We start from the raw sequence: 19,043 nt of genomic DNA, 5'->3' as shown, positions 1-19,043 counted from the left end.
CCGACGCTCCGCGTCGACGCCCTCCTCCGCCTTGCAGCTGCACGCACCACACCCCGCTCACCGGCGCTGATTCGGCACCGCCGATTTCCTGCGACCTGATCCAAACGACAGGCCCTAACCGGCACCTCTAGCGCGTCACCTCCGCCGACTCGTACTCGGTTCCTTGTGGGGCCAGACAGGCGAACCAGGCGTACGGGGAGCCGTCGGCCGGGCGGATGGCCGGGGCGGCGGCGCCGTCGCCGACGGCGTTCGAAGGGGCTCTGCCGACCTCGGTCTTCGTGCCGTTCTTCCAGGTGCAGGTCACCTGTCGGGCGGTCTTGGCCACATGGCCGATCACCAGCCGGTCGGGCCCTTCGGCGGCCGGGTCGAGCGGAACCGCGAAGGCGTCCATGTCCGTGCCCGACATGGTGTCGCCCGCGGCGGTCAGGCCGTGCAGGGTCAGGTGCTCCCGGGCGACGCCGTTGGCCTCGGCGCCGCGGTGCACGAAGTAGGCGCTCTTGCCGACCAGGTCGGCGGCCGTGTTCGCGGCCGTCGGGGTCTCGCCGTACTCCTCCATCGCGTTCATCATGGCCCGGGCGTCCCGGACGTCGGCCGGCGCCGGCCAGACGTCGAGCGTGACCTGCCACTCCTTGCCGCCGTCCGTGCCGGCCCAGAGGGTGATGCTGGTCGTCGGCCGGAACGCCGACGCCGTCCCGGTGGCCGTCGGCTGCGTCGCCGACGGCGTCACCCGCTCCCCACCGCCCCCTGGCAGGCCGCCCGCCGCCAGCGCCCCCGTGGAGCCGGCGACCACCAGTGCCGTGGCCGTGGCGACCGCCCAGCGGCGGGCCCGGCGGCGGCGGCCGCCGCGGATCAGTGCCTGGGTGGGGGCTATGCCGATCTCGACCTCGTCCGCGGCCTCGGCCAGCAGGACGGCGATGTCGTGCTGTGTCATGTCGTGGCTCGTCTCCCGGTCCGCGTTCATCACTTCCGCCCTCCGTACGTCACCGTGTCCGCCAGTTCCGGTATGGCACGCAGTTTCGCGATCCCCTTGGCCGCGTTGCTCTTCACCGTGCCGACCGAACAGCCCATCGCCTCCGCCGTCTGCGTCTCGGTCAGGTCCTCCCAGTAGCGCAGCACCACCGCCTCCCGCTGCCGTGGCGGCAGCGCGGCCAGCGCCTTCAGCAGGGTGTGCCGGTCGTCGGCCCGGGCGATCAGGTCGCCGGTGTCGGCGACCTCGTGCGCCGGGTCCGAGCCGTCGTCCCTCGGCGCGAGGAGCTCTCGGAGCTTCCTGCGGTACTTGCGGGCATGCGCGTTGATCATCACGCGCCGTACGTACGCCTCCGGCTCGTCGGCCGCGCCGACCCGGCGCCAGGCCACGTAGACCTGTTCCAGCGTCGACTGGACCAGGTCCTCCGCGGCGTGCTGCTCCCCCGTGAGGAGAAATGCCGTGCGCATCAGCCGCGGCCAGCGGCCGACGACGAAGGCCTGGAACTCCGTGTCCCTGCCGTCCCTGTCCTGCTTCCGATCCCGATCCCCCATGGGCACTGCACCTCCTAGATGTTCAAAGGAGGCCATGAGCGGCCCGGATCGTTGCCTCGGAACGAAGAGATTCTCCGCGCCGCTTTCCCAAGAGAACCTAAAGAAATCGTTAGTACGCCGAAGCATCGGAATAGTTGCCCATGCATACAGGTTCAGGTCCCATGTAATCCCCGAACCACCGCCCCGGAGGCACCCCCTCATGACGCACACGACCGACCGGCCCACCCGCCAAGCGAGCGGAGCCGTCGTCCCGGTGCTCGCCTTCGCGGGCATCGTGGTCGCGGTGATGCAGACCCTGCTCGTCCCGGTCATCAAGGACCTGCCGCAGCTGCTGGGCACCGAGCCCAGCAACGCCACCTGGGTCCTGACCTCCACCCTTCTCTCCGGAGCCGTGGCCACCCCGATCATGGGCCGCCTCGGCGACCTGTACGGCAAGCGGCGGCTGCTGATCCTCAGCCTCGCGGTGATGGTCGTCGGCGCCCTGGTCAGCGCGCTCACCAGCGACCTGCTCACGATGATCGTCGGCCGTACCCTCCAGGGCTTCGCCATGGGCGCGATCCCGCTCGGCATCGGCCTGATGCGGGACATGCTGCCCCGCGAGAAGCTCGGCTCGGCGATGGCCCTGATGAGCTCCTCGATCGGCGTCGGCGGCGGCCTCGCCCTGCCCGCCGCGGCCCTGGTCGCCCAGCACGCCGACTGGCACGCCCTCTTCTACGGCGCCGCCGGCCTCGGCGTCCTCGCCATCGGCCTCACCCTCCTCGTCGTCCCCGAGTCCCCGGCCCGGGCCGAGGGCACCTTCGACGTGCTCGGCGCGATCGGCCTCTCCATCGGGCTCGTCCTCTTCCTCCTGCCGATCACCAAGGGCAGCGACTGGGGCTGGACCTCCGGCACCACGCTCGGCCTGTTCGCCGCCGCGGCCGTCGTCCTCCTGCTGTGGGGCGTGATGGAGCTGCGGCTGAAGGCCCCGCTGGTCGACCTGCGCACCACGGCCCGCCCCGCCGTCCTCTTCACCAACCTCGCCTCGATCATGGTCGGCGTCTCGTTCTACGTCGTCTCCCTCGTGCTCCCGCAGCTGCTCCAGCTGCCGAAGTCCACCGGCTACGGACTCGGCCAGTCGATGGTCACCGCCGGTCTGCTCGTCGCACCGCTCGGTCTGACGATGATGATCACCGCGCCCGTCTACGCCAAGCTGTCCGCGAAGTACGGCCCCAAGGTGACCCTGATCCTCGGCATGCTGATCATCGCGATCGGCTACGGCGCCGGCCTCGGCCTGATGAGCGCCGCCTGGCAGAGCCTCGTCATCGCGGTCGTCCTGGGCGCCGGCATCGGCCTCGCCTACTCCTCCCTCCCCGCGCTGATCGTCGGCGCGGTCCCCGCCTCGGAGACCGGCGCGGCCAACGGCCTCAACACCCTGATGCGGTCCATCGGCACCTCGGTGTCCAGCGCCGTCATCGGCATGGTGCTGGCCAACACCGCGAACAACGTGGGCGGCGTCGCCGTCCCGACCATGCACGGCTTCCGCGTCTCCTTCCTGATCGCCACGGCCGCCGTCGCGATCGGCCTGCTCCTCGCGCTCTTCCTGCCCGGCCGGCCGCGCCCGTCGACGGCCACGCAGCTGCGCGCCAGCAGCGAGGAGGAGGCCAACTTGGAGCGCGCCGAGGCAGTCCTGCGGGGCTTCCGCGGCCGGGTCCTGGACGCCGCCGGCGTCCCGGTCGCCCGGGCCAAGGTCACCCTGATCGACCGCCGCGGCCGGCAGGCCGGAGCCACCCTGTCGTCCCAGGACGGCAGCTACGCCCTCGCCGTCCCGGCCCAGGGTGCGTACGTCCTCGCGGCCAAGGCCACCGGCCACGGCCCGCTGGCGAGCGCCGCGACCCACGCGGGCGACGAGCGGGCGGTGGCCGTGGACCTCACCCTGCCGCTGCCCGAGGAGACCGAGGAGACCCTCGCCGCCCACTGAGGACACGGGCGCGCCTATCCTTGGCCCCGGGGTTTCCGGGGCCGAGGATCGGAGGCGACGCATGCTGGGGACGGTGTTCCGCACCGACGACGTACCCGCGGAGGGCAGGCTCGACCTCTGGCGGGATCTGCTCACCACGACCCGCTCGCCCAGCGAGATCACCAGCGCGCACGCCGCGGACTTCTGGGCCGAGTACCACCTCATGGAGCTGGGACCGGTCACCGTGTGGCCGACGTCGTACCAGCCGTCCCGGTTCCGGCGCAACCAGCGGCTGGTCCGCCGGTCCGACCCCGAGCGCTACCACCTGACGCTGCTCCTCCAGGGCGGACTCGCGGTCGAGCACATCGGGCGGGCCAACACCTTCGGCCCGCGCGACCTGCTCATCACCGACAGCTCACGCCCCTACGACGTCCGCCCCCACGGCGCCCCCTCCTACGACGACCGGGACCGGCAGGTCGTCCAGGGCGTGGGCGTGGACTTCCCCAAGGCACTGCTGTCCGTGCCGCCGCACCTGGTCCGGGACCTGCTCTGCCGACGGCTGCCCGGACAGGACGGCATCGGCGCCCTGCTCACCGACTTCCTCGTCGGCCTGGACCGGCAGGCCCAGCACCTCGGGCCGTCCGACGCGCCCCGCCTGGGCAGGATCGTCCTCGACCTGGTGTCGGCCTGGCTCGCCCACCTCCTGGAGACGGAGGACGCCCTGGACCCGGAGACCCGCCACCGGGTCACCGTGGAGCGCATCCGGGCGTTCATCCGGCAGAACCTGCACGACCCGACGCTGACCCCGACCGTGATCGCGGCCGCCCACCACATCTCGCTCAGCTATCTGCACCGCATCTTCCAGCAGCGCACCCAGGGCGAGACCGTCGCCGCCTGGATCCGCGACCAGCGGCTGGCGGGCGCCCGCCGCGACCTGGCCGACCCCGCGCTGCGCGCCGCCTCCATCCACACCGTCGCCGCCCGCTGGGGCATGCCCCGCGCCTCCGACTTCACCCGCGCCTTCCGCACCGCGTACGGCGTCTCGCCCAGCGAGTACCGGCTCCGGGCGGCGAGCGAGCGGGAACAGGAGCAGGAGCAGGCGTAGGCGTAAGCGCAGGAGTAGGCGTAGGCGCAGGGGCTGGCTCAGGGGCAGCGGCTTGAGCAGGGGTCGGAGCACGAGCGGGAGCCGGAGCGGGAGTCGGCGCGGGAGCCGGGGCGGGAGCCGGGGCGGTAGTCCCACCCCCTCGGTCGACGGCCCGCGGGGCGTACGGCAGCATGGGCCGCCGACACCGTCGTACGACCATCGGAAGGCAGGCCCCCATGCCCGCGGCACCCGCGCCCGAGATCCTCGCCGCGTTCGAGGCGGCGAAGGGCTTCATGCCCGTCGACGAAGGGCTCGCGCTGTACGCGGCCGCCGTCGAGGCCGGTGCGCTCGGACTGCCGTTGCTGGAGGTCGGCACCTACTGCGGGCGTTCGACGATCCTGCTCGCCGACGCGGCCCGCGCCGCCGGGGTCACCGCGCTCACGCTCGACCACCACCGGGGCAGCGAGGAGCAGCAGCCGGGCTGGGAGTACCACGACCCGGAGACCGTCGACCCCGAGATCGGCCTGATGGACACGCTGCCCACCTTCCGCCGGACCCTGCACCGGGCGGGTCTGGAGGACCACGTCGTCGCCCTGGTCGGACGCTCGCCGCAGATCGCCGCGTTCTGGAACTCGCCCCTCGGCCTCGTCTTCGTCGACGGCGGCCACACCGACGAGCACGCCGCCTCCGACTACGAGGGCTGGGCCCCGCAGATCGCCGAGGGCGGCCTCCTCGTCATCCACGACGTGTTCCCCGACCCGGTCGACGAGTTCACCGGCCAGGCCCCCTACCGCGTCTACCTGCGAGCCCTTGCCTCCGGCGCCTTCACGGAGGTCTCGGACACCGGCTCACTGCGGGTGCTGCGCCGCACGGGCAAGGGGATCTAGGCTCGCTTCAGCCGACGGCGGTACCGCACCCCGGCAACGGCGACGACCAGCAGGGCACCGGCGGCCGTCCACACGACGGGGTGCCGGGACGGCCGGTAGAACGGCGCCGGCGACGCCTCCAGCGGGATGACGGCGACGTCGTTGGCGGGGGTGCGGTCGAACGGGTTGTACGTGCGGATGCTGCCCTTCGCGCCCGGGACCTGCCGGTCGATGCGGATGTGGAAGTCGATGGCGGTCGTGCCGTCTTCGTGCCGCACTTCGTAGAACGAGTCGTAGCCGATCTCGCAGACGAACGCCCCGCCGGGCTTCTCCGGCCGGTCGCACGCCCACTTCCCGCCGTCCCCCTCGAACTCGTACGGGATCGAGGTGACCGTGGTGCCCTCCGGCGGGATCACCTCGAAGCGGCCCTGCTCCTCGGAGTCCTGGATCCGGCCGGGGCCGAGGTCCTTCAGCCCGAGCCGCACCTTCACCGTGTCGCCGACCCGGCCCCGCACGGTCGCGGTGACCGGACGGTAGTCGGCCTGCACGGTGGTGGTGATCCCGACCCTGCCATGACTGTCGTCGAAGGCCTGGCGCGCGGTCGGGACCAGGGTGAGGGGGGCGCCCGTGCCGCGCACGGTGTGGTCGGCGGGCTTCTGCGGCGCCGACGACCAGCTGTAGCTCACCTCGCCGGTCAGCTGCCCGGGCGGGGTCAGCGTGTAGACCAGCGGGGCGCTCGTGCGGTAGGCGGCGCCCGCCGCGGCCTTCGTGGGGAACGTGCACCATGCCGAGGTGGGCGCGGGGCCCGCGTAGAAGCAGTTGCTGTGCCGGGCCGTCAGCGTCATCCCGTCCGACACGTTGACCTGCAGGGCGACGCCCTTCGTCGCGGGGAACCGGGTGTTGTTGGCGAATCTCGGGGTGAGGTTCGTGGGTCGGCCCGGCGCCAGCCCGCTCACGCCCTTCTCCTGCCCGGGCGCGGACAGCGTCGGACCGCCGACGGTCATCCGGGTGGCGCCGGTGACCGGGGCCGCGTTGTCGGCGGTCGCGGTGTACGTCACCGTCCCGGCGGCGCCCGGCCGGACGCCGTCCACCCCGAGGAGGGTGAGGGGTCGGTAGCTCTCGCCGTCGCCGTTCTGCAGGTCGCCGTACTTGCAGGTGTAGATCGGGCCTTCGGCCGTACACGCGCGGTTCTCCCCGAGCCGGGCGACGCCGGTCAGCCCCGACGCGTCCACCACGACCCTGACATTGCGCGCGGGCCCGCCCTTGCTCGCCTCGACGAAGACCGGCACGACGAATTCGTCGTTACGGGCCTCGGCTCCCTCGTCGGCGTTGTACATGACGTAGGTCGCCGCGGTCTCGAAGCGCAGCACGACCTGTCCGGAGCCGTCGGCCGCGGCGGGCGCCGAGGCCATGGCGAGGACGGCGGCGGCGAGACCCGACACCAGGGCGGTCATGCGCCGGACCACAGGCTTCCGTATCGGTAGGAGCATGCGGGCACTATGCCAGCGCCGGTCCGGAAGCCTTACGGCCGCCCCGGCCACCCCGCGCTACAACCCCTCGCTACAACCAGCCCTGTTGACGGGCCTCCCGCATCGCCTCCATACGGTTGCGGGTGCCCGTCTTGCCGATCGCGGAGGAGAGGTAGTTGCGGACCGTGGCCTCCGCGAGGTGCAGCGCGGCGGCGATGTCGGCGACCGTCGCGCCGTCCGCCGACGCCTTCAGCGCGTCGCGTTCGCGGGCGGTGAGCGGGTTCGGGCCGGCGCTCAACGCGGCGGCGGCGAGGGCCGGGTCCACGACCGTCTCACCGGTCAGCACCCGGCGGATCGCCGCGGCCAGCTCCTCCACCGGGCCGTCCTTGACCAGGAAGCCCGATGCCCCGGCCTCCATGGCCCGGCGCAGATAGCCGGGCCGGCCGAACGTGGTGAGGATCAGCACCCGGCAGTCGGGAACCTGATCGCGCAGCTCGGCGGCGGCGTCCAGGCCGCTCATGCCGGGGAGTTCGATGTCGAGGAGCGCGACGTCCGGACGGTGGAGGAGGGCCGCATCCACGATCGCGTCCCCCCGGCCCACCTGCGCGACCACTTCGAGGTCGGCCTCCAGCCCCAGCAGCAGGGCCAGCGCCCCGCGCATCATGCCCTGGTCCTCGGCGAGCAGCACTCTGACGGACTTGGCGGGACGATGGTCGCGGGGCATCTCGGTCACGGGGCAAGGCTATGCGTGGTGACCGCGTACGGCGCTCTGTCGTTGTCGCCCGCGCGGTCGCCCGCGTAGTCACCCCCGCAGTCGCTCCCGCGGTCGTTCTCGCTGTCTTCCACGGCCGTCGGCAGTCGCGCCCGGACCGTGAAGCCGCCGTCGGGTCCCGGGCCCGCCGTCAGGGAGCCGCCCGCCGTCGCGAGGCGCTCGCGCAGGCCGGTCAGGCCGGTGCCGCCGCCTTGCGCACGGGGGTCACCGGCACCCGTGCCGTTGTCCGTCACCGTCAGCCGGACCTGCTCCGGCTCGCCGGACACGGTGATCAGGCATCGGGTCGCCCCGCTGTGCCGGACGACGTTGGTGACGGCCTCGCGCACCACCCAGCCCAGCAGCGCCGCCGTCTGCGGCTGCGGCGGCGGACCCGACCTGCTCACCGACGGTTCCACGCCCGCCGCCGTCAGGGCCGAACGGGCCCGGTCCAGCTCGGTGGCCAGGCTGCCCTCGCGGTAGCCGGTGACTGCCTCCCGGATCTCGGTCAGCGCCTGACGGCCCACCGCCTCGATGTCCGTGACCTGGGAGAGCGCCGCGTCCATGTCCCGCGGCGCCAGCCGTCTGGCCGCCTCCGACTTCACCACGATCACCGAGAGGGTGTGGCCGAGCAGGTCGTGCAGATCGCGGGAGAAGCGCAGCCGCTCCTCCTCCACCGCGCGGCGGGCCAGCTCCTCGCGGGCGGCGCGCAGCTCCCGCACGGCCTCGGAGAGGGACAGGATCGCGGCCGTCACCATCGTCGATATCCAGGTGGCGTACGCGATGGTGAGGCCGCCCCAGCCGTCGTGGACGCAGGACACCGCGCCCGCCAGGACGGCGACGGCGGTGCCCAGGGTGCGCAGCTGCGGGCCGCGCAGGACCGCGCCCGTCGCGAGGCCGAGCAGAGGGAAGAAGAGCAGCCAGTTGCCGCCGTAGCCGAGGGCGAGTCCGCAGGTCACGAGGCCCATCAGGACGAGGGCCACCCGGGTCGAGGTCGCCTCGCGGGCCACCTTCACGAAGGAGCGGAAGGCGATGTAGATGTAGAGGGAGTTGAACGTCAGCAGGCCCAGGCCGCCGATCCACGGGTTCGCGGTGTCCCCCTGGAAGAGGGTTGGAGAACGCGCCCATCCCCATCAGCAGCCACGGCAGCAGGGAGAAGCCGTTGGCCGGCGGGCCCGGGTCCTCGACCTGGGCGGCTGCGGAGGCGACGGAGGCTTCGGAGGCTTCGGTGACCTGCCCGGCCTTGCACCGCTCCCGCCCGGCCTTCCAGCGCCGCCGCTGCTCCCGCGCGGCGGTCCGACGGCCCCTCACCGCAGTCCACATGGTCGTGTCCCTTCCCCCGGTCCCGCTCCGGGCTCCATGCCCGTCTTCGACGCTACGTTCCCGGGCGCGCGACCGGCAGGTCGGGATGTAACCGGTCGGGCATTACGAATGTCACGGCCGCCCACGACGGCGTCCGCCAGCGGGTCTGACACCCCGTCAGGAGCCTTCACAACTGTGGAGCGCTCGGCTATACAGGGGACGCCGGACTGGAACGCGTTCTAGATCGGCCACCGTGACGACCTCGGTGCGGCCGATCGGTGCGGACGGCCGTGCCGAGGTCTCTGAACGATCCGAGCGATCAGGAGTTCCATGCCCATCGACGCAGCCAAGGCGCTCGCCGCCGAGCCCCGGACCGGCGAGATCACCTGGGACCGCCGGGACGTCCAGCTGTACCACCTCGGCATCGGCGCGGGCGTCCCGGCCACCGACCCCGACGAACTGCGCTACACGCTGGAGTCCCGGCTGCACGTCCTGCCGAGCTTCGCCACCGTCGCCGGTTCCGGCTCGCCCGGCGTGATCAGCGGACTGTCCATGCCCGGCGTCGACGTCGACCTCGCCCGCGTCCTGCACGGCGGCCAGCGCCTGGAGATCCACCGCCCCATCCCGGCGTCCGGCCGGGCGACCGCCACCGGGCGCATCGCCGGCGTGTACGACAAGGGCAAGGCCGCCGTCCTCGTCATGCGCACGGAGGTCGGCGACCAGGACGGGCCGCTGTGGACCAACGACGCCCAGATCTTCGTCCGGGGGGAGGGCGGCTGGGGCGGCGACCGGGGCCCGTCCGCCCGGCTCGATCCGCCCGTCGGCGAGCCCGACAAGCTGGTCGAGCGGGCCGTCCGCGAGGACCAGGCCCTCCTGTACCGCCTCTCCGGCGACTACAACCCGCTGCACGCCGACCCCGAGTTCGCGAAGCTCGCCGGGTTCGACCGGCCCATCCTGCACGGCCTGTGCACCTACGGCATCACGCTCAAGGCGGTCGTCGACACCCTGCTCGACGGCGATGTGACCCGGGTGCGCTCGTACACCACCCGTTTCGCCGGGGTCGTCTTCCCCGGCGAGACCCTGCGCATCCGCATGTGGCGGGGCCAGGGCCAGGGCGAGGGCCAGGGCCAGGGCGAGGTGCGGGTGGCCGTGAGCGCCGTCGAGAGGGACGACGCGCCCGTCCTCGCCGACACGATCGTCGAACACTCCTGAAGCCCGAACGACCAGAAGCCCGAGCGACCCGAAGCCCTGACGACTTGAAGCCCTGACGACTTGATGACCCGATGACCTGATGACCTGAGGGGAGCCGCACCATGCGCGCAGCCGTACTGCACGAGATCGGCCAGGACAAGCTGGAGGTCCTCGACGACGTCGAGGCGGTGGGCTTCGGCCCGGGGCGGGTCAGGATCCGGGTGCGCGCCACGGGGCTGTGCCACTCGGACCTCTCCGCGATGGGCGGGGTGCTGCCGCAGCCCGCGCCGTTCGTGCCCGGCCACGAGGGCGCGGGCGAGATCATGGAGGTCGGCGAGGGCGTCACGAACGTCAAGCCCGGTGACCGGGTCGTGGTCTGCTGGCTGCCCGCCTGCGGCGTCTGCCCGGCCTGCAAGCGGGGCCAGACCGAGCTGTGCCTGGCCGGGTTCATGAACGCCGGCACGCCCAACTTCCGCCGCCCCGGCGGGGATCTGTTCGGCATGGCCGGCACCGGCACCTTCGCCGAGGAGGTCGTGGTGGACGCCCGCTGCGCCGTCCCGATCCCCGACGACGTGCCCTTCGACATCGCCGCGCTCATCGGCTGCGGGGTGACCACCGGTCTGGGCGCGGCGCTCAACACCGCGGACGTGGAGGCCGGTTCGTCCGTCGCCGTCATCGGCTGCGGCGGGGTCGGCATCTCGGCGATCCAGGGCGCGCGCCTCAAGGGCGCCGCCGAGATCGTCGCCGTCGACCCGGTCCTCTCCCGCCGCGAGGCGGCCCTCAAGTTCGGTGCCACGAAGGCGGTTTCACCGGACGAGCTGGGCGAGGCGAAGCAACTCGTCACCGGCGGCGAGGGGTTCGACTACGTCTTCGAGGTCGTTGGCCGCTCCGCCACCGCCCGCACCGCCTACGAGACCACCCGGCGCGGCGGCACCCTGGTCGTCGTCGGCGCGGGCGCACTCGACGACTTCCTCCAACTCAGCATGTTCGAGCTGTTCTTCGACGAGAAGCGCATCCTGCCGTCGATGTACGGCGGCGGGGACGTCCTGCGCTCCTACGAGCGGACCATCGCCCTGTGGCGGGCCGGCCGGATCGACCTCACCGATCTGATCACGCACCGGGTCCCGCTCGCCGAGATCAACGAGGCGCTGGACCAGATGCGCACCGGGGCCGCGCTGCGGACCTGCATAGAGATCTGAGGGGCGGGGAGTTGCGGATGACACTGCCACTGGAGGGGCTGTCGGCGATCGTCACCGGCGCCGGACGCGGGCTCGGCCGGGCCGAGGCGCTGGAACTGGCCCGGCTGGGCGCAGCCGTCGTCGTCAACGACTACGGGCAGCCGGGACGGGACGGCTCCGGCGAGGCCTCGGCCGGACCGGCGGAGCAGGTCGCGGCGGAGATCCGGGCGGCCGGCGGCACCGCGCTCGTCCACACCGGGGACGTCTCCGACTTCCGACAGGCCCGTGAGCTGGTCGAGTCGGCCGTCGACACGTTCGGCAAGCTGGACGTCGTCGTCAACAACGCGGGCATCCTGCGCGACCGCATGGTCTTCTCCCTCACCGAGGGCGAGTGGGACGCGGTGATCCGGGTCCATCTCAAGGGGCACTTCAACACCACCCGGTTCGCCGCCGCGCACTGGCGTGAGCGCTCCAAGGCGGCCGGCGCCCCGGTCTACGGGCGGATCGTGAACACCTCCTCGGAGGCGTTCCTGGCCGGGTCGGCGGGACAGCCCAACTACGCGGCGGCGAAAGGCGGAATCGTCGGGCTGACGACCTCGACCGCACTGGCCCTCGCCAAGTACGGCGTCACCGTCAACGCGATCTGCCCGCGCGCCCGCACCCGGATGACGGAGGACGTCTTCGCCGGGTTCGAGCAGCCGGCCGAGGGGCTCGACCCGCTCGCGCCCGAGCATGTCGCCCCGCTGGTCGGCTACTTGGCCTCGCCGGCCGCCGCCCGGATCAACGGACAGCTGCTCGTGGTGCACGGCGGCATGGTCGCCGTCGTCGAACGACCGCGCGTGCAGGCGAAGTTCGACAGCAAGGAGGACGTGTTCAGCCATGCGGAGCTGGAAGCCGTCCTCGGCGCGCACTTCGCGGAGCGGCCGACGGGGGAGACGTTCGCGGCGGCGGAGGTGCTGGGTCTGCGGAGGGGGCAGGGGCAGGAATAGCTGCGAGGGGGATGCGAAGGGGCTCCGGTCGTCCGTGGACGAGCGGAGCCCCTTCGGTTCTTCGGCGTATCTGTGTGTATCTATCTGTGTATCTGCGTTACGTCAGGCAGCCATTGAATGCTGTCCTACGCCTTGTCCTCGGTCTTGCTCTCGGCCGGCTTGCGGTGCCGGCCGTGGGGGGCCGAGTCGCCGTCGTGGGACGAGACCGGGCCCCGGTGCCGGCCGTGACCGGCCGTTTCGTGGGAGTCGGCGGACAGCGGCTGCATCGTGCTTGCGTCGCTCATCGGAAGTGTTCACCCCGTCAACATGATCTTTCTTACAGCCGGGCGATTTTATCCAGCACACCGAGGGGCGAATCCAGGCGGCCACGCCAACCGCAGCTAGTTCGTTACAAGTCTGCCGAGCGGGGCCTGTTGGAGGGGGACCGGGCGGGGGGCGGCGGTCGGCCGTTCCGCCTGCGCGGAGGGGTCCGACGGTTCCTCGGTGAGCGGGTCCGCGATCGGCGCCGGCAGCAGTGCCACCGCGCACGGCTCCGCCCCCGAGGCGTACGGCAGCCGCAGCACGCCCTCCGCTGTCCACAGCCCGCTGCCCGTCAACCACCCCTCCGGGGCGGCGAACTGGTGCAGCCGGCGCTCCGCCGGGCGCCATACGCCGACCCAGGCGCCGAAGTGGCCGTCGATCCGGAGCGCCACCGCGCAGGTCTCCGGCACCAGCAGTTGGCCCGGCTGGATCGCGAACGGGGTGACGGTGAGGTCGGGCAGCCGCAGGGACTCCGGGAAGCGGACCGGCAGCGTGCTGCCGATCACTCCCCAGCCCAGTCGGATCTCGCCCGGCGAGGGGGCGTCCGAGCCGATGAGCAGCAGGCCGCTGTCGGGGTCGGCGAGCAGCAGACGGTCGTCGCTGTCGGCGCTGATCTGCAGGAGGGGCGACACCTCGCCGCCGCGCTCCAGATCCACCACGACGGCCTTGGTCCGGCCGGCGATCTCCCGGTCCAGGGCGAGCATGCGGCCCGTACGGTCCAGCCAGACGCCGCCGGAGCAGCGGCCGGGGATCTCGGCGACGTGCTCGGGGCCGAAGCTGCCGCCCGCGACCAGCCACACGGCCGTGGTGTAGCGGCCGACGGCGAGGGCGTACGCGCGTTCGCCGCAGGGGGCCGGGGGGAGCAGGTGCAGCCGGGTGCCCTCGTCCGGGCACTCGACGCCGCCCAGCGGCAGTTCGCCCGTGCCGGGGCCGGTCGGATACAGCAGGGAGAAGACGTGCCGTCCGTCGATCAGCCGCCGGATCAGGACCCGGCCGTCGGCCATCGGCTGCACCTCCGTGCCGGGTTCCTCCGGCTGGTTGCCGGGCAGCGGCACGGCGTACGGCTCGGGGCCGTCCAGGGTCCAGCGCTCCGGGAACCAGGAGTCGCCGTCCCGGGCCAGGCGCGCGGCGTAGGCACCGTTCGCCGTGATCACGCAGCCGGCGGTCGGGCGGTCGACGGTCGGGCGGTTGGCGGTCGGTCTGTCGGCGGTCGGGCGGTCGGTGGGCGGGTGGTAGGCGGGCTGGCGGTCGACGGTCGGGCGGTCGGTGGGCGGGCGGTCCGCGGCCGGGCCGTCGGCCGGTACGCCGTCCGCGAGCATGCCGGCCGCGCGCATGCGGTCCGCGATCACGCCGTGCGCGTGCGGTGGGCGCTCGGCGGCGCCCCCCTCGTCGGGGTCTCCGGCCGCTCCGGGGTCTCGGGGGTACTCGGGGTACTCGGGGTTCCCGGAGACCTCCCCGTCCGCCCCGTCCGCTGCGGTGGGCTCGATCGCACAGGTCGGCGTCGTCATCGTTCGGTCACCTCCGGCGACGAAGCTAGTTTTCGTACGCACGGACGTGGGACCGCCGGGCGGTCTACTTCCCTCATAAGAGTGGCGCAGAAGCGATTCGCCTGAGGGGGGCGGAGGGGGTGTGCATGGGCAGCGGCGGCAGCGGTACGGGCCCGTGGGGTGGCCAGGTAGCCTTTCACCCGTGCCCCGTCTGTCTGAAGTCATCGCCGCGTTGGAGAACCTGTGGCCCGCCGAGTGGGCCGAGTCCTGGGACGCGGTCGGCACCGTCGTGGGCGACCCCGATCTGGACGTCTCCCGGGTCCTGTTCGCCGTCGACCCCGTCCAGGAGATCGTCGAGGAGGCCGTGAAGCTCGGCGCCGACCTGCTCGTCACCCACCATCCGCTCTATCTGCGCGGGACGACGACCGTCGCGGCGTCCGACTTCAAGGGCCGTGTCGTGCACACGCTCATCAAGAACGACATCGCCCTGCACGTCGCCCACACCAACGCCGACACCGCCGATCCGGGAGTGAGCGACGCCCTCGCCGGCGCCCTCGACCTGCGCGTCGTACGGCCCCTGGTGCCGGATCCGAGCGACCCCGAGGGGCGGCGCGGCCTCGGGCGCGTCTGCGAGCTGGACCATCCGCTCACCGTCCGTGAGTTCGCCGCCCGCGCCGCCGAGCGGCTGCCCGCCACCGCGCAGGGCATCCGGGTGGCGGGCGATCCGGAGGCGCTCGTCCGGACGGTCGCCGTCAGCGGCGGCTCCGGCGACAGCCTGTTCGGCCAGGTGCGGGCGGCCGGCGTCGACGCCTTCCTCACCTCGGACCTGCGCCACCACCCGGTCTCCGAGGCCCGCGCCCACAGTCCTCTCGCGCTGCTCGACGCGGCGCACTGGGCCACCGAGTGGCCCTGGTGCGAGCTGGCGGCCGCCCAGCTCGACGAGATCTCCGACCGGCAGGGCTGGGACCTCAGGGTCCATGTCTCCCGCACGGTCACCGACCCCTGGACGGCCCACGCGGCGTCCACCGCCACCTCTAGCTCAATGGGAGCCCCCAACTGAACGCCGCGCCCGCCGACCAGATCCGACTCCTCGACGTCCAGGCCTTCGACGTCCGGCTCCAGCAGCTCGCGCACAAGCGGAGGTCGCTGCCCGAGCACGCGGAGATCGAGTCGCTGAACAAGGACCTCATCCAGCTGCGCGACCTCCTCGTGGCCGCCCAGACCGAGGAGAGCGACACCGCCCGCGAGCAGACCAAGGCCGAGCAGGACGTCGACCAGGTCCGTCAGCGTGCCGCCCGCGACCAGCAGCGGCTCGACTCCGGGGCCGTCACCTCCCCGAAGGACCTGGAGAACCTCCAGAAGGAGATCGTCTCCCTCGCCAAGCGCCAGGGCGACCTCGAGGACGTCGTCCTGGAGGTCATGGAGCGCCGTGAGAGCGCGCAGGAGCGGGTCGCCGAGCTGACCGAGCGGGTCGGCTCCGTCCAGGGCAGGATCGACGACGCCACCGCCCGCCGGGACGCGTCCTTCGAGGAGCTCGACGGCGAGGCCGCCACCGTGACCAAGGAGCGCGCGGTCGTGGCCGGCTCCGTCCCGGCCGACCTGCTGAAGCTCTACGAGAAGCTGCGCGAGCAGCAGGGCGGCGTCGGCGCGGCCAAGCTCTACCAGCGCACCTGCCAGGGCTGCCGCCAGGAGCTGTCGATCACCGACATCAACGACATCCGCAAGGCGCCGTCCGACACGGTCGTCCGGTGCGAGAACTGCCGTCGGATCCTGGTCCGTACGTCGGAGTCCGGTCTGTAAGAGTTAGGTCTGCAAGGGTCCGGTCTGTCGGAGTCCGGTCTGTCGGAGTCCGGTCTGTGGAGGAGCTACGCGGTGCGGGAGTTCATCGTCGAGGCCGACGGCGGGTCGCGGGGCAACCCGGGGCCCGCGGGCTACGGCAGCGTGGTGATCGACGCGGGGACGGGGGAGACGCTCGTCGAGCGCGCCGAGTACATCGGCGTCGCCACGAACAACGTCGCCGAGTACCGGGGGCTGCTGGCCGGCCTGCGCGCCGCCCGTGAACTCGACCCGTCGGCCGCGGTGCGCGTGCGGATGGACTCCAAGCTGGTCGTCGAGCAGATGTCCGGCCGCTGGAAGATCAAGCACCCCGACATGAAGCCCCTCGCGGCGGAGGCGGCGCGGATCCTGCCGCGCCCCCAGGTCACCTACGAGTGGATCCCCCGCGAGCAGAACAAGCACGCCGACCGTCTGGCCAACGAGGCGATGGACGCGGGCAAGCGGGGCGAGCAGTGGGACGCCGAAGCGTCCCGGGCGGCGCTGCACCCTCGCCCCTCGGCACCCGCCGCCCCCGAGCCGTCCGGCCCGCCCGGCGACGCCACCGCAGGCGCGGCAAGGGCCCGCGAGGCGCTGGCCGCAGCCCGCCCGGCTGCCGCTGCCGCTGCCGCTGCCGCTGCGAGCGCGAGAGGGGCGACGGCTGCGGGATCGACGACGGCTTCGGCGACGGCTGCCATGTCGGGGTCCCTCGCCGGTGGTCCGGACCCGGCGGGTGACTCGAAGGACGGTGACGTGGTGGGCGGTGGCGCGGAGGACGGTGACGTGGTGAGTGACGGTTCGGTGGACGGTGACGCCGTGAGTGGCGGCGCGGAGGACGGTGACGCGGTGGGCCGCGACGCGAAGGGTCAGGCCGATCGGCGTGCTGCCCGTGCTGTCGGCGCTTCCGCGTCCCCCAGTCCCTCTGGCAGTCCCTCTGGCAGCCCCTCTGTCGGCTGGGGGGCCGCGCCCGATCTCGGGGCGCCTGCCACCTTTGTGCTGCTGCGGCACGGGGAGACCCCGCTCACCCCGCAGAAGCGGTTCTCCGGGAGCGGGGGCACCGATCCCTCCCTCTCCGACGTGGGCCGGGAGCAGGCCGAGCGGGTCGCCGCCGCGCTCGCCCGGCGCGGGACCGTCCAGCACATCCTCGCCTCCCCGCTCGCCCGGACCCGGCAGACCGCCGGCGCCGTCGCCGCCCGTCTCGGTCTGGAGGTCACCGTCGACGAGGGGCTGATCGAGACGGACTTCGGGGCCTGGGAGGGGCTGACCTTCGGCGAGGTCCGCGAGCGCCACCCGGAGGACCTGAACGCCTGGCTCGCCGACCCGGAGGCCGAGCCGACCGGCGGCGGTGAGAGCTTCGCGGCGACCGCCACCCGGATCGCGGCCACCCGCGACCGGCTGGTCGCGGAGTACGCGGGCCGCACGGTCCTGCTGGTCACCCACGTGACCCCGATCAAGACGTTCGTACGGCTCGCCCTGGGCGCCCCGCCCGAGTCCCTGTTCCGCATGGAGCTGTCGGCGGCCTCACTGTCGGCGGTGGCCTACTACGCGGACGGCAACGCCAGCGTCCGCCTGTTCAACGAGACGTCCCACCTGCGGCCCTGAGGGACGCGGCGGCCCGCGCCAGCTCCTCGACCCGCGACCAGTCCCGGGCCGCGAGCACGTCCGCCGGAAGCATCCAACTCCCGCCCACACAGGCGACGTTGGGCAGAGCCAGGTACTCCGGCGCGTTGTCCGGGCCGATCCCGCCCGTCGGGCAGAAACGGGCCTGCGGGAGCGGTCCGGCGAGCGACCGCAGATAGGCCGTGCCGCCCGCCGCCTGCGCCGGGAAAAACTTCATCTCCCGGACCCCGCGCTCCAGCAGCGCCACGACCTCCGACGTCGTCGACACCCCGGGCAGGAACGGCAGCCCGGACGCCCGCATCGCCGTCAGCAGGACGTCCGTCCAGCCGGGGCTGACCAGAAACCGTGCCCCGGCCGCCACGCACGCCGTCACCTGCTCCGGGGCGATCACCGTCCCGGCCCCGACGACCGCCTCCGGGACCGCCCCGGAGATCTCCCGGATCGCGTCGAGCGCGGCGGACGTCCGCAGCGTCACCTCGATCGCGGTCAGCCCGCCCGCCACCAGCGCCCGCGCCAGCGGCACGGCGTCGGCGGCGTCCTCGACGACCACCACGGGTACGACGGGAGCCAGATCCAGTACCGAGACAGCCGAAGGGGAGGGCAGAGGCGAGGTCATGCGCCTCATCCTGCCCCCGGTGTGCAACACGCGCAAAGGGCGTTGCGCATGTTGCAATGACTGTATGTGGGACGGGGACGGTCAGTGCACCTCGTCCACCAGCACGTCCAGCGACCAGGCCGTACCCGCCCGCGCCGGCGCCTGCTCCTCCACCACGTACCCGAGGTCCCGCAACGCCTCCACCAGCTCCGCCGGGCCCTTGGGGGCGATCCCCGCCGTCAGCAGGCTCCGGACGATCCGCCCCTTCGTCGCCTTGTTGAAGTGGCTGACGACCTTCCGGGTCGGCGCGTGCAGCACCCGCACGCTCGCCGTCCGCGCCGCGACCTCGCCCTTCGGCTTCCACGCGGCCGCGTACGCCGCCGACCGCAGGTCGAGCACCAGCCCGTCGTCGGCCACCTCGGGCAGCACGGACGCCATCGGCGCACGCCAGTGCGCGCCCAGCGCCCCCAGCCCCGGCAGCCGCACGCCCATCGAGCAGCGGTACGACGGGATCCGGTCCGTCACCCGGACGGCGCCCCACAGCCCAGAGAAGACGAGCAGCGACCTGGCCGCGCGCCTCTTCGCCGCCGCGTCCAGGGTGGCCAGGCCGAGCGCGTCGTACAGGACCCCCGTGTAGATCTCCCCGGCCGGCCGGGTGCCCGCCGTGCGCAGCTCCGTGTTCTTCGCGATCTCGCCGCGCAGCCCCTCGCTCAGCCCGAGCACCTCACGCGCCTTGTCCTCGTCGGCCGCGCACAGCTCGACCAACTCGTCGAGGACCGCCTCGCGGGCGGCGCCGATCCCCGGCAGGGAGAGCGCCTCCGGCTTGAGCGGGGCACCACGTCCGGAGGACGCCTTGCCTTCGGAGGGCGGCAGCAGGACCAGCACGGAAAATCTCCCTCGGACTTCGGTAGAACGTGCAACCGGGCGGAACATGAAACTGGGCGGAAC

General features: G+C 73.0%; 17 protein-coding genes and 1 pseudogene. 9 read left to right on the top strand and 9 right to left on the bottom strand.

What is annotated here, in order from left to right:
• Positions 1 to 127: 127 nt before the first annotated feature.
• Both ACWD4O_RS08015 and ACWD4O_RS08010 read right to left on the bottom strand, forming a co-directional pair.
• Positions 128 to 931: a hypothetical protein gene (locus ACWD4O_RS08015; protein ID WP_451278499.1), complete on the bottom strand. Its 804-nt coding sequence runs from the start codon at positions 929 to 931 to the stop codon at positions 128 to 130.
• A gap of 29 nt (positions 932 to 960) precedes the next feature.
• Positions 961 to 1,518, bottom strand: coding sequence for a SigE family RNA polymerase sigma factor (locus ACWD4O_RS08010; RefSeq protein ID WP_451278497.1), 558 nt, complete (start codon positions 1,516 to 1,518; stop codon positions 961 to 963).
• A gap of 199 nt (positions 1,519 to 1,717) precedes the next feature.
• Here ACWD4O_RS08010 and ACWD4O_RS08005 point away from each other — a divergent pair, with 199 nt between their 5' ends.
• The 3 genes from ACWD4O_RS08005 (at position 1,718) to ACWD4O_RS07995 (ending at position 5,425) form a co-directional block, all read left to right on the top strand.
• Positions 1,718 to 3,475 (top strand): MFS transporter, encoded by a 1,758-nt coding sequence (locus ACWD4O_RS08005; protein ID WP_451278495.1) that lies wholly within the window; start codon positions 1,718 to 1,720, stop codon positions 3,473 to 3,475.
• Positions 3,476 to 3,536: 61 nt separating this feature from the next.
• Positions 3,537 to 4,559, top strand: coding sequence for an AraC-like ligand-binding domain-containing protein (locus tag ACWD4O_RS08000; RefSeq protein ID WP_451278493.1), 1,023 nt, complete (start codon positions 3,537 to 3,539; stop codon positions 4,557 to 4,559).
• A gap of 215 nt (positions 4,560 to 4,774) precedes the next feature.
• Positions 4,775 to 5,425: a class I SAM-dependent methyltransferase gene (locus tag ACWD4O_RS07995; RefSeq protein WP_451278491.1), complete on the top strand. Its 651-nt coding sequence runs from the start codon at positions 4,775 to 4,777 to the stop codon at positions 5,423 to 5,425.
• On the opposite strand, the gene ACWD4O_RS07990 is transcribed toward ACWD4O_RS07995, so the two are convergent.
• From ACWD4O_RS07990 to ACWD4O_RS07980, 3 genes and pseudogenes are all read right to left on the bottom strand, one after another.
• Entirely contained in the window at positions 5,422 to 6,858 is a 1,437-nt protein-coding gene (locus ACWD4O_RS07990) for a hypothetical protein (RefSeq protein WP_451278489.1), read from the bottom strand. The genes ACWD4O_RS07995 and ACWD4O_RS07990 overlap by 4 nt on opposite strands.
• A 106-nt stretch (positions 6,859 to 6,964) precedes the next feature.
• Entirely contained in the window at positions 6,965 to 7,597 is a 633-nt protein-coding gene (locus ACWD4O_RS07985) for a response regulator (protein ID WP_451278542.1), read from the bottom strand.
• A 5-nt stretch (positions 7,598 to 7,602) separates the two neighbouring features.
• Positions 7,603 to 8,944, bottom strand: a pseudogene (locus ACWD4O_RS07980) (sensor histidine kinase).
• A gap of 309 nt (positions 8,945 to 9,253) precedes the next feature.
• Here ACWD4O_RS07980 and ACWD4O_RS07975 point away from each other — a divergent pair.
• The 3 genes from ACWD4O_RS07975 to ACWD4O_RS07965 all read left to right on the top strand — a co-directional run bounded on the left by ACWD4O_RS07975 (position 9,254) and on the right by ACWD4O_RS07965 (position 12,281).
• The gene (locus ACWD4O_RS07975; protein ID WP_451278487.1) at positions 9,254 to 10,135 is read left to right on the top strand and encodes a MaoC/PaaZ C-terminal domain-containing protein; all 882 of its coding nucleotides are present in this window, start codon (positions 9,254 to 9,256) and stop codon (positions 10,133 to 10,135) included.
• 101 nt (positions 10,136 to 10,236) lie between these two features.
• A complete protein-coding gene (locus tag ACWD4O_RS07970) occupies positions 10,237 to 11,313 on the top strand; it encodes a Zn-dependent alcohol dehydrogenase (RefSeq protein ID WP_450947288.1) in 1,077 nt (358 codons plus the stop codon).
• A gap of 17 nt (positions 11,314 to 11,330) precedes the next feature.
• Positions 11,331 to 12,281, top strand: a complete 951-nt coding sequence (locus ACWD4O_RS07965; RefSeq protein ID WP_451278484.1) for a 3-oxoacyl-ACP reductase — start codon at positions 11,331 to 11,333, stop codon at positions 12,279 to 12,281.
• Between the two features lie 125 nt (positions 12,282 to 12,406).
• Here ACWD4O_RS07965 and ACWD4O_RS07960 read toward each other — a convergent pair whose 3' ends face one another.
• Both ACWD4O_RS07960 and ACWD4O_RS07955 read right to left on the bottom strand, forming a co-directional pair.
• Positions 12,407 to 12,565: a hypothetical protein gene (locus ACWD4O_RS07960; RefSeq protein ID WP_351911252.1), complete on the bottom strand. Its 159-nt coding sequence runs from the start codon at positions 12,563 to 12,565 to the stop codon at positions 12,407 to 12,409.
• Positions 12,566 to 12,661: 96 nt separating this feature from the next.
• Positions 12,662 to 14,089, bottom strand: a complete 1,428-nt coding sequence (locus ACWD4O_RS07955) for a hypothetical protein (RefSeq protein ID WP_451278482.1) — start codon at positions 14,087 to 14,089, stop codon at positions 12,662 to 12,664.
• Between the two features lie 181 nt (positions 14,090 to 14,270).
• Between ACWD4O_RS07955 and ACWD4O_RS07950 the strand changes: the two genes are divergently transcribed.
• From ACWD4O_RS07950 to ACWD4O_RS07940, 3 genes are all read left to right on the top strand, one after another.
• The gene (locus ACWD4O_RS07950; RefSeq protein ID WP_451278480.1) at positions 14,271 to 15,128 is read left to right on the top strand and encodes a Nif3-like dinuclear metal center hexameric protein; all 858 of its coding nucleotides are present in this window, start codon (positions 14,271 to 14,273) and stop codon (positions 15,126 to 15,128) included.
• A complete protein-coding gene (locus ACWD4O_RS07945; protein WP_451278540.1) occupies positions 15,125 to 15,868 on the top strand; it encodes a zinc ribbon domain-containing protein in 744 nt (247 codons plus the stop codon). Before ACWD4O_RS07950 ends, ACWD4O_RS07945 begins: the two co-directional genes overlap by 4 nt.
• Positions 15,869 to 15,940: 72 nt before the next feature.
• Positions 15,941 to 17,482 carry a bifunctional RNase H/acid phosphatase gene (locus tag ACWD4O_RS07940; RefSeq protein WP_451278478.1) on the top strand — a complete coding sequence of 514 codons (1,542 nt, stop codon included), beginning with the start codon at positions 15,941 to 15,943 and terminating at the stop codon, positions 17,480 to 17,482.
• Here ACWD4O_RS07940 and eda read toward each other — a convergent pair.
• Positions 17,454 to 18,116 (bottom strand): bifunctional 4-hydroxy-2-oxoglutarate aldolase/2-dehydro-3-deoxy-phosphogluconate aldolase, encoded by a 663-nt coding sequence (eda, locus tag ACWD4O_RS07935; RefSeq protein WP_451278476.1) that lies wholly within the window; start codon positions 18,114 to 18,116, stop codon positions 17,454 to 17,456. The genes ACWD4O_RS07940 and eda overlap by 29 nt on opposite strands.
• Positions 18,117 to 18,197: 81 nt before the next feature.
• Positions 18,198 to 18,980: a peroxide stress protein YaaA gene (yaaA, locus tag ACWD4O_RS07930; RefSeq protein WP_451278474.1), complete on the bottom strand. Its 783-nt coding sequence runs from the start codon at positions 18,978 to 18,980 to the stop codon at positions 18,198 to 18,200.
• Positions 18,981 to 19,043: the final 63 nt, after the last annotated feature.

The organism is Streptomyces sp. NPDC002623 (genome assembly GCF_053592635.1).
The sequence above is the reverse complement of the archived record's forward strand: the minus strand, read 5'-3'. Positions and strand labels throughout refer to the sequence as shown.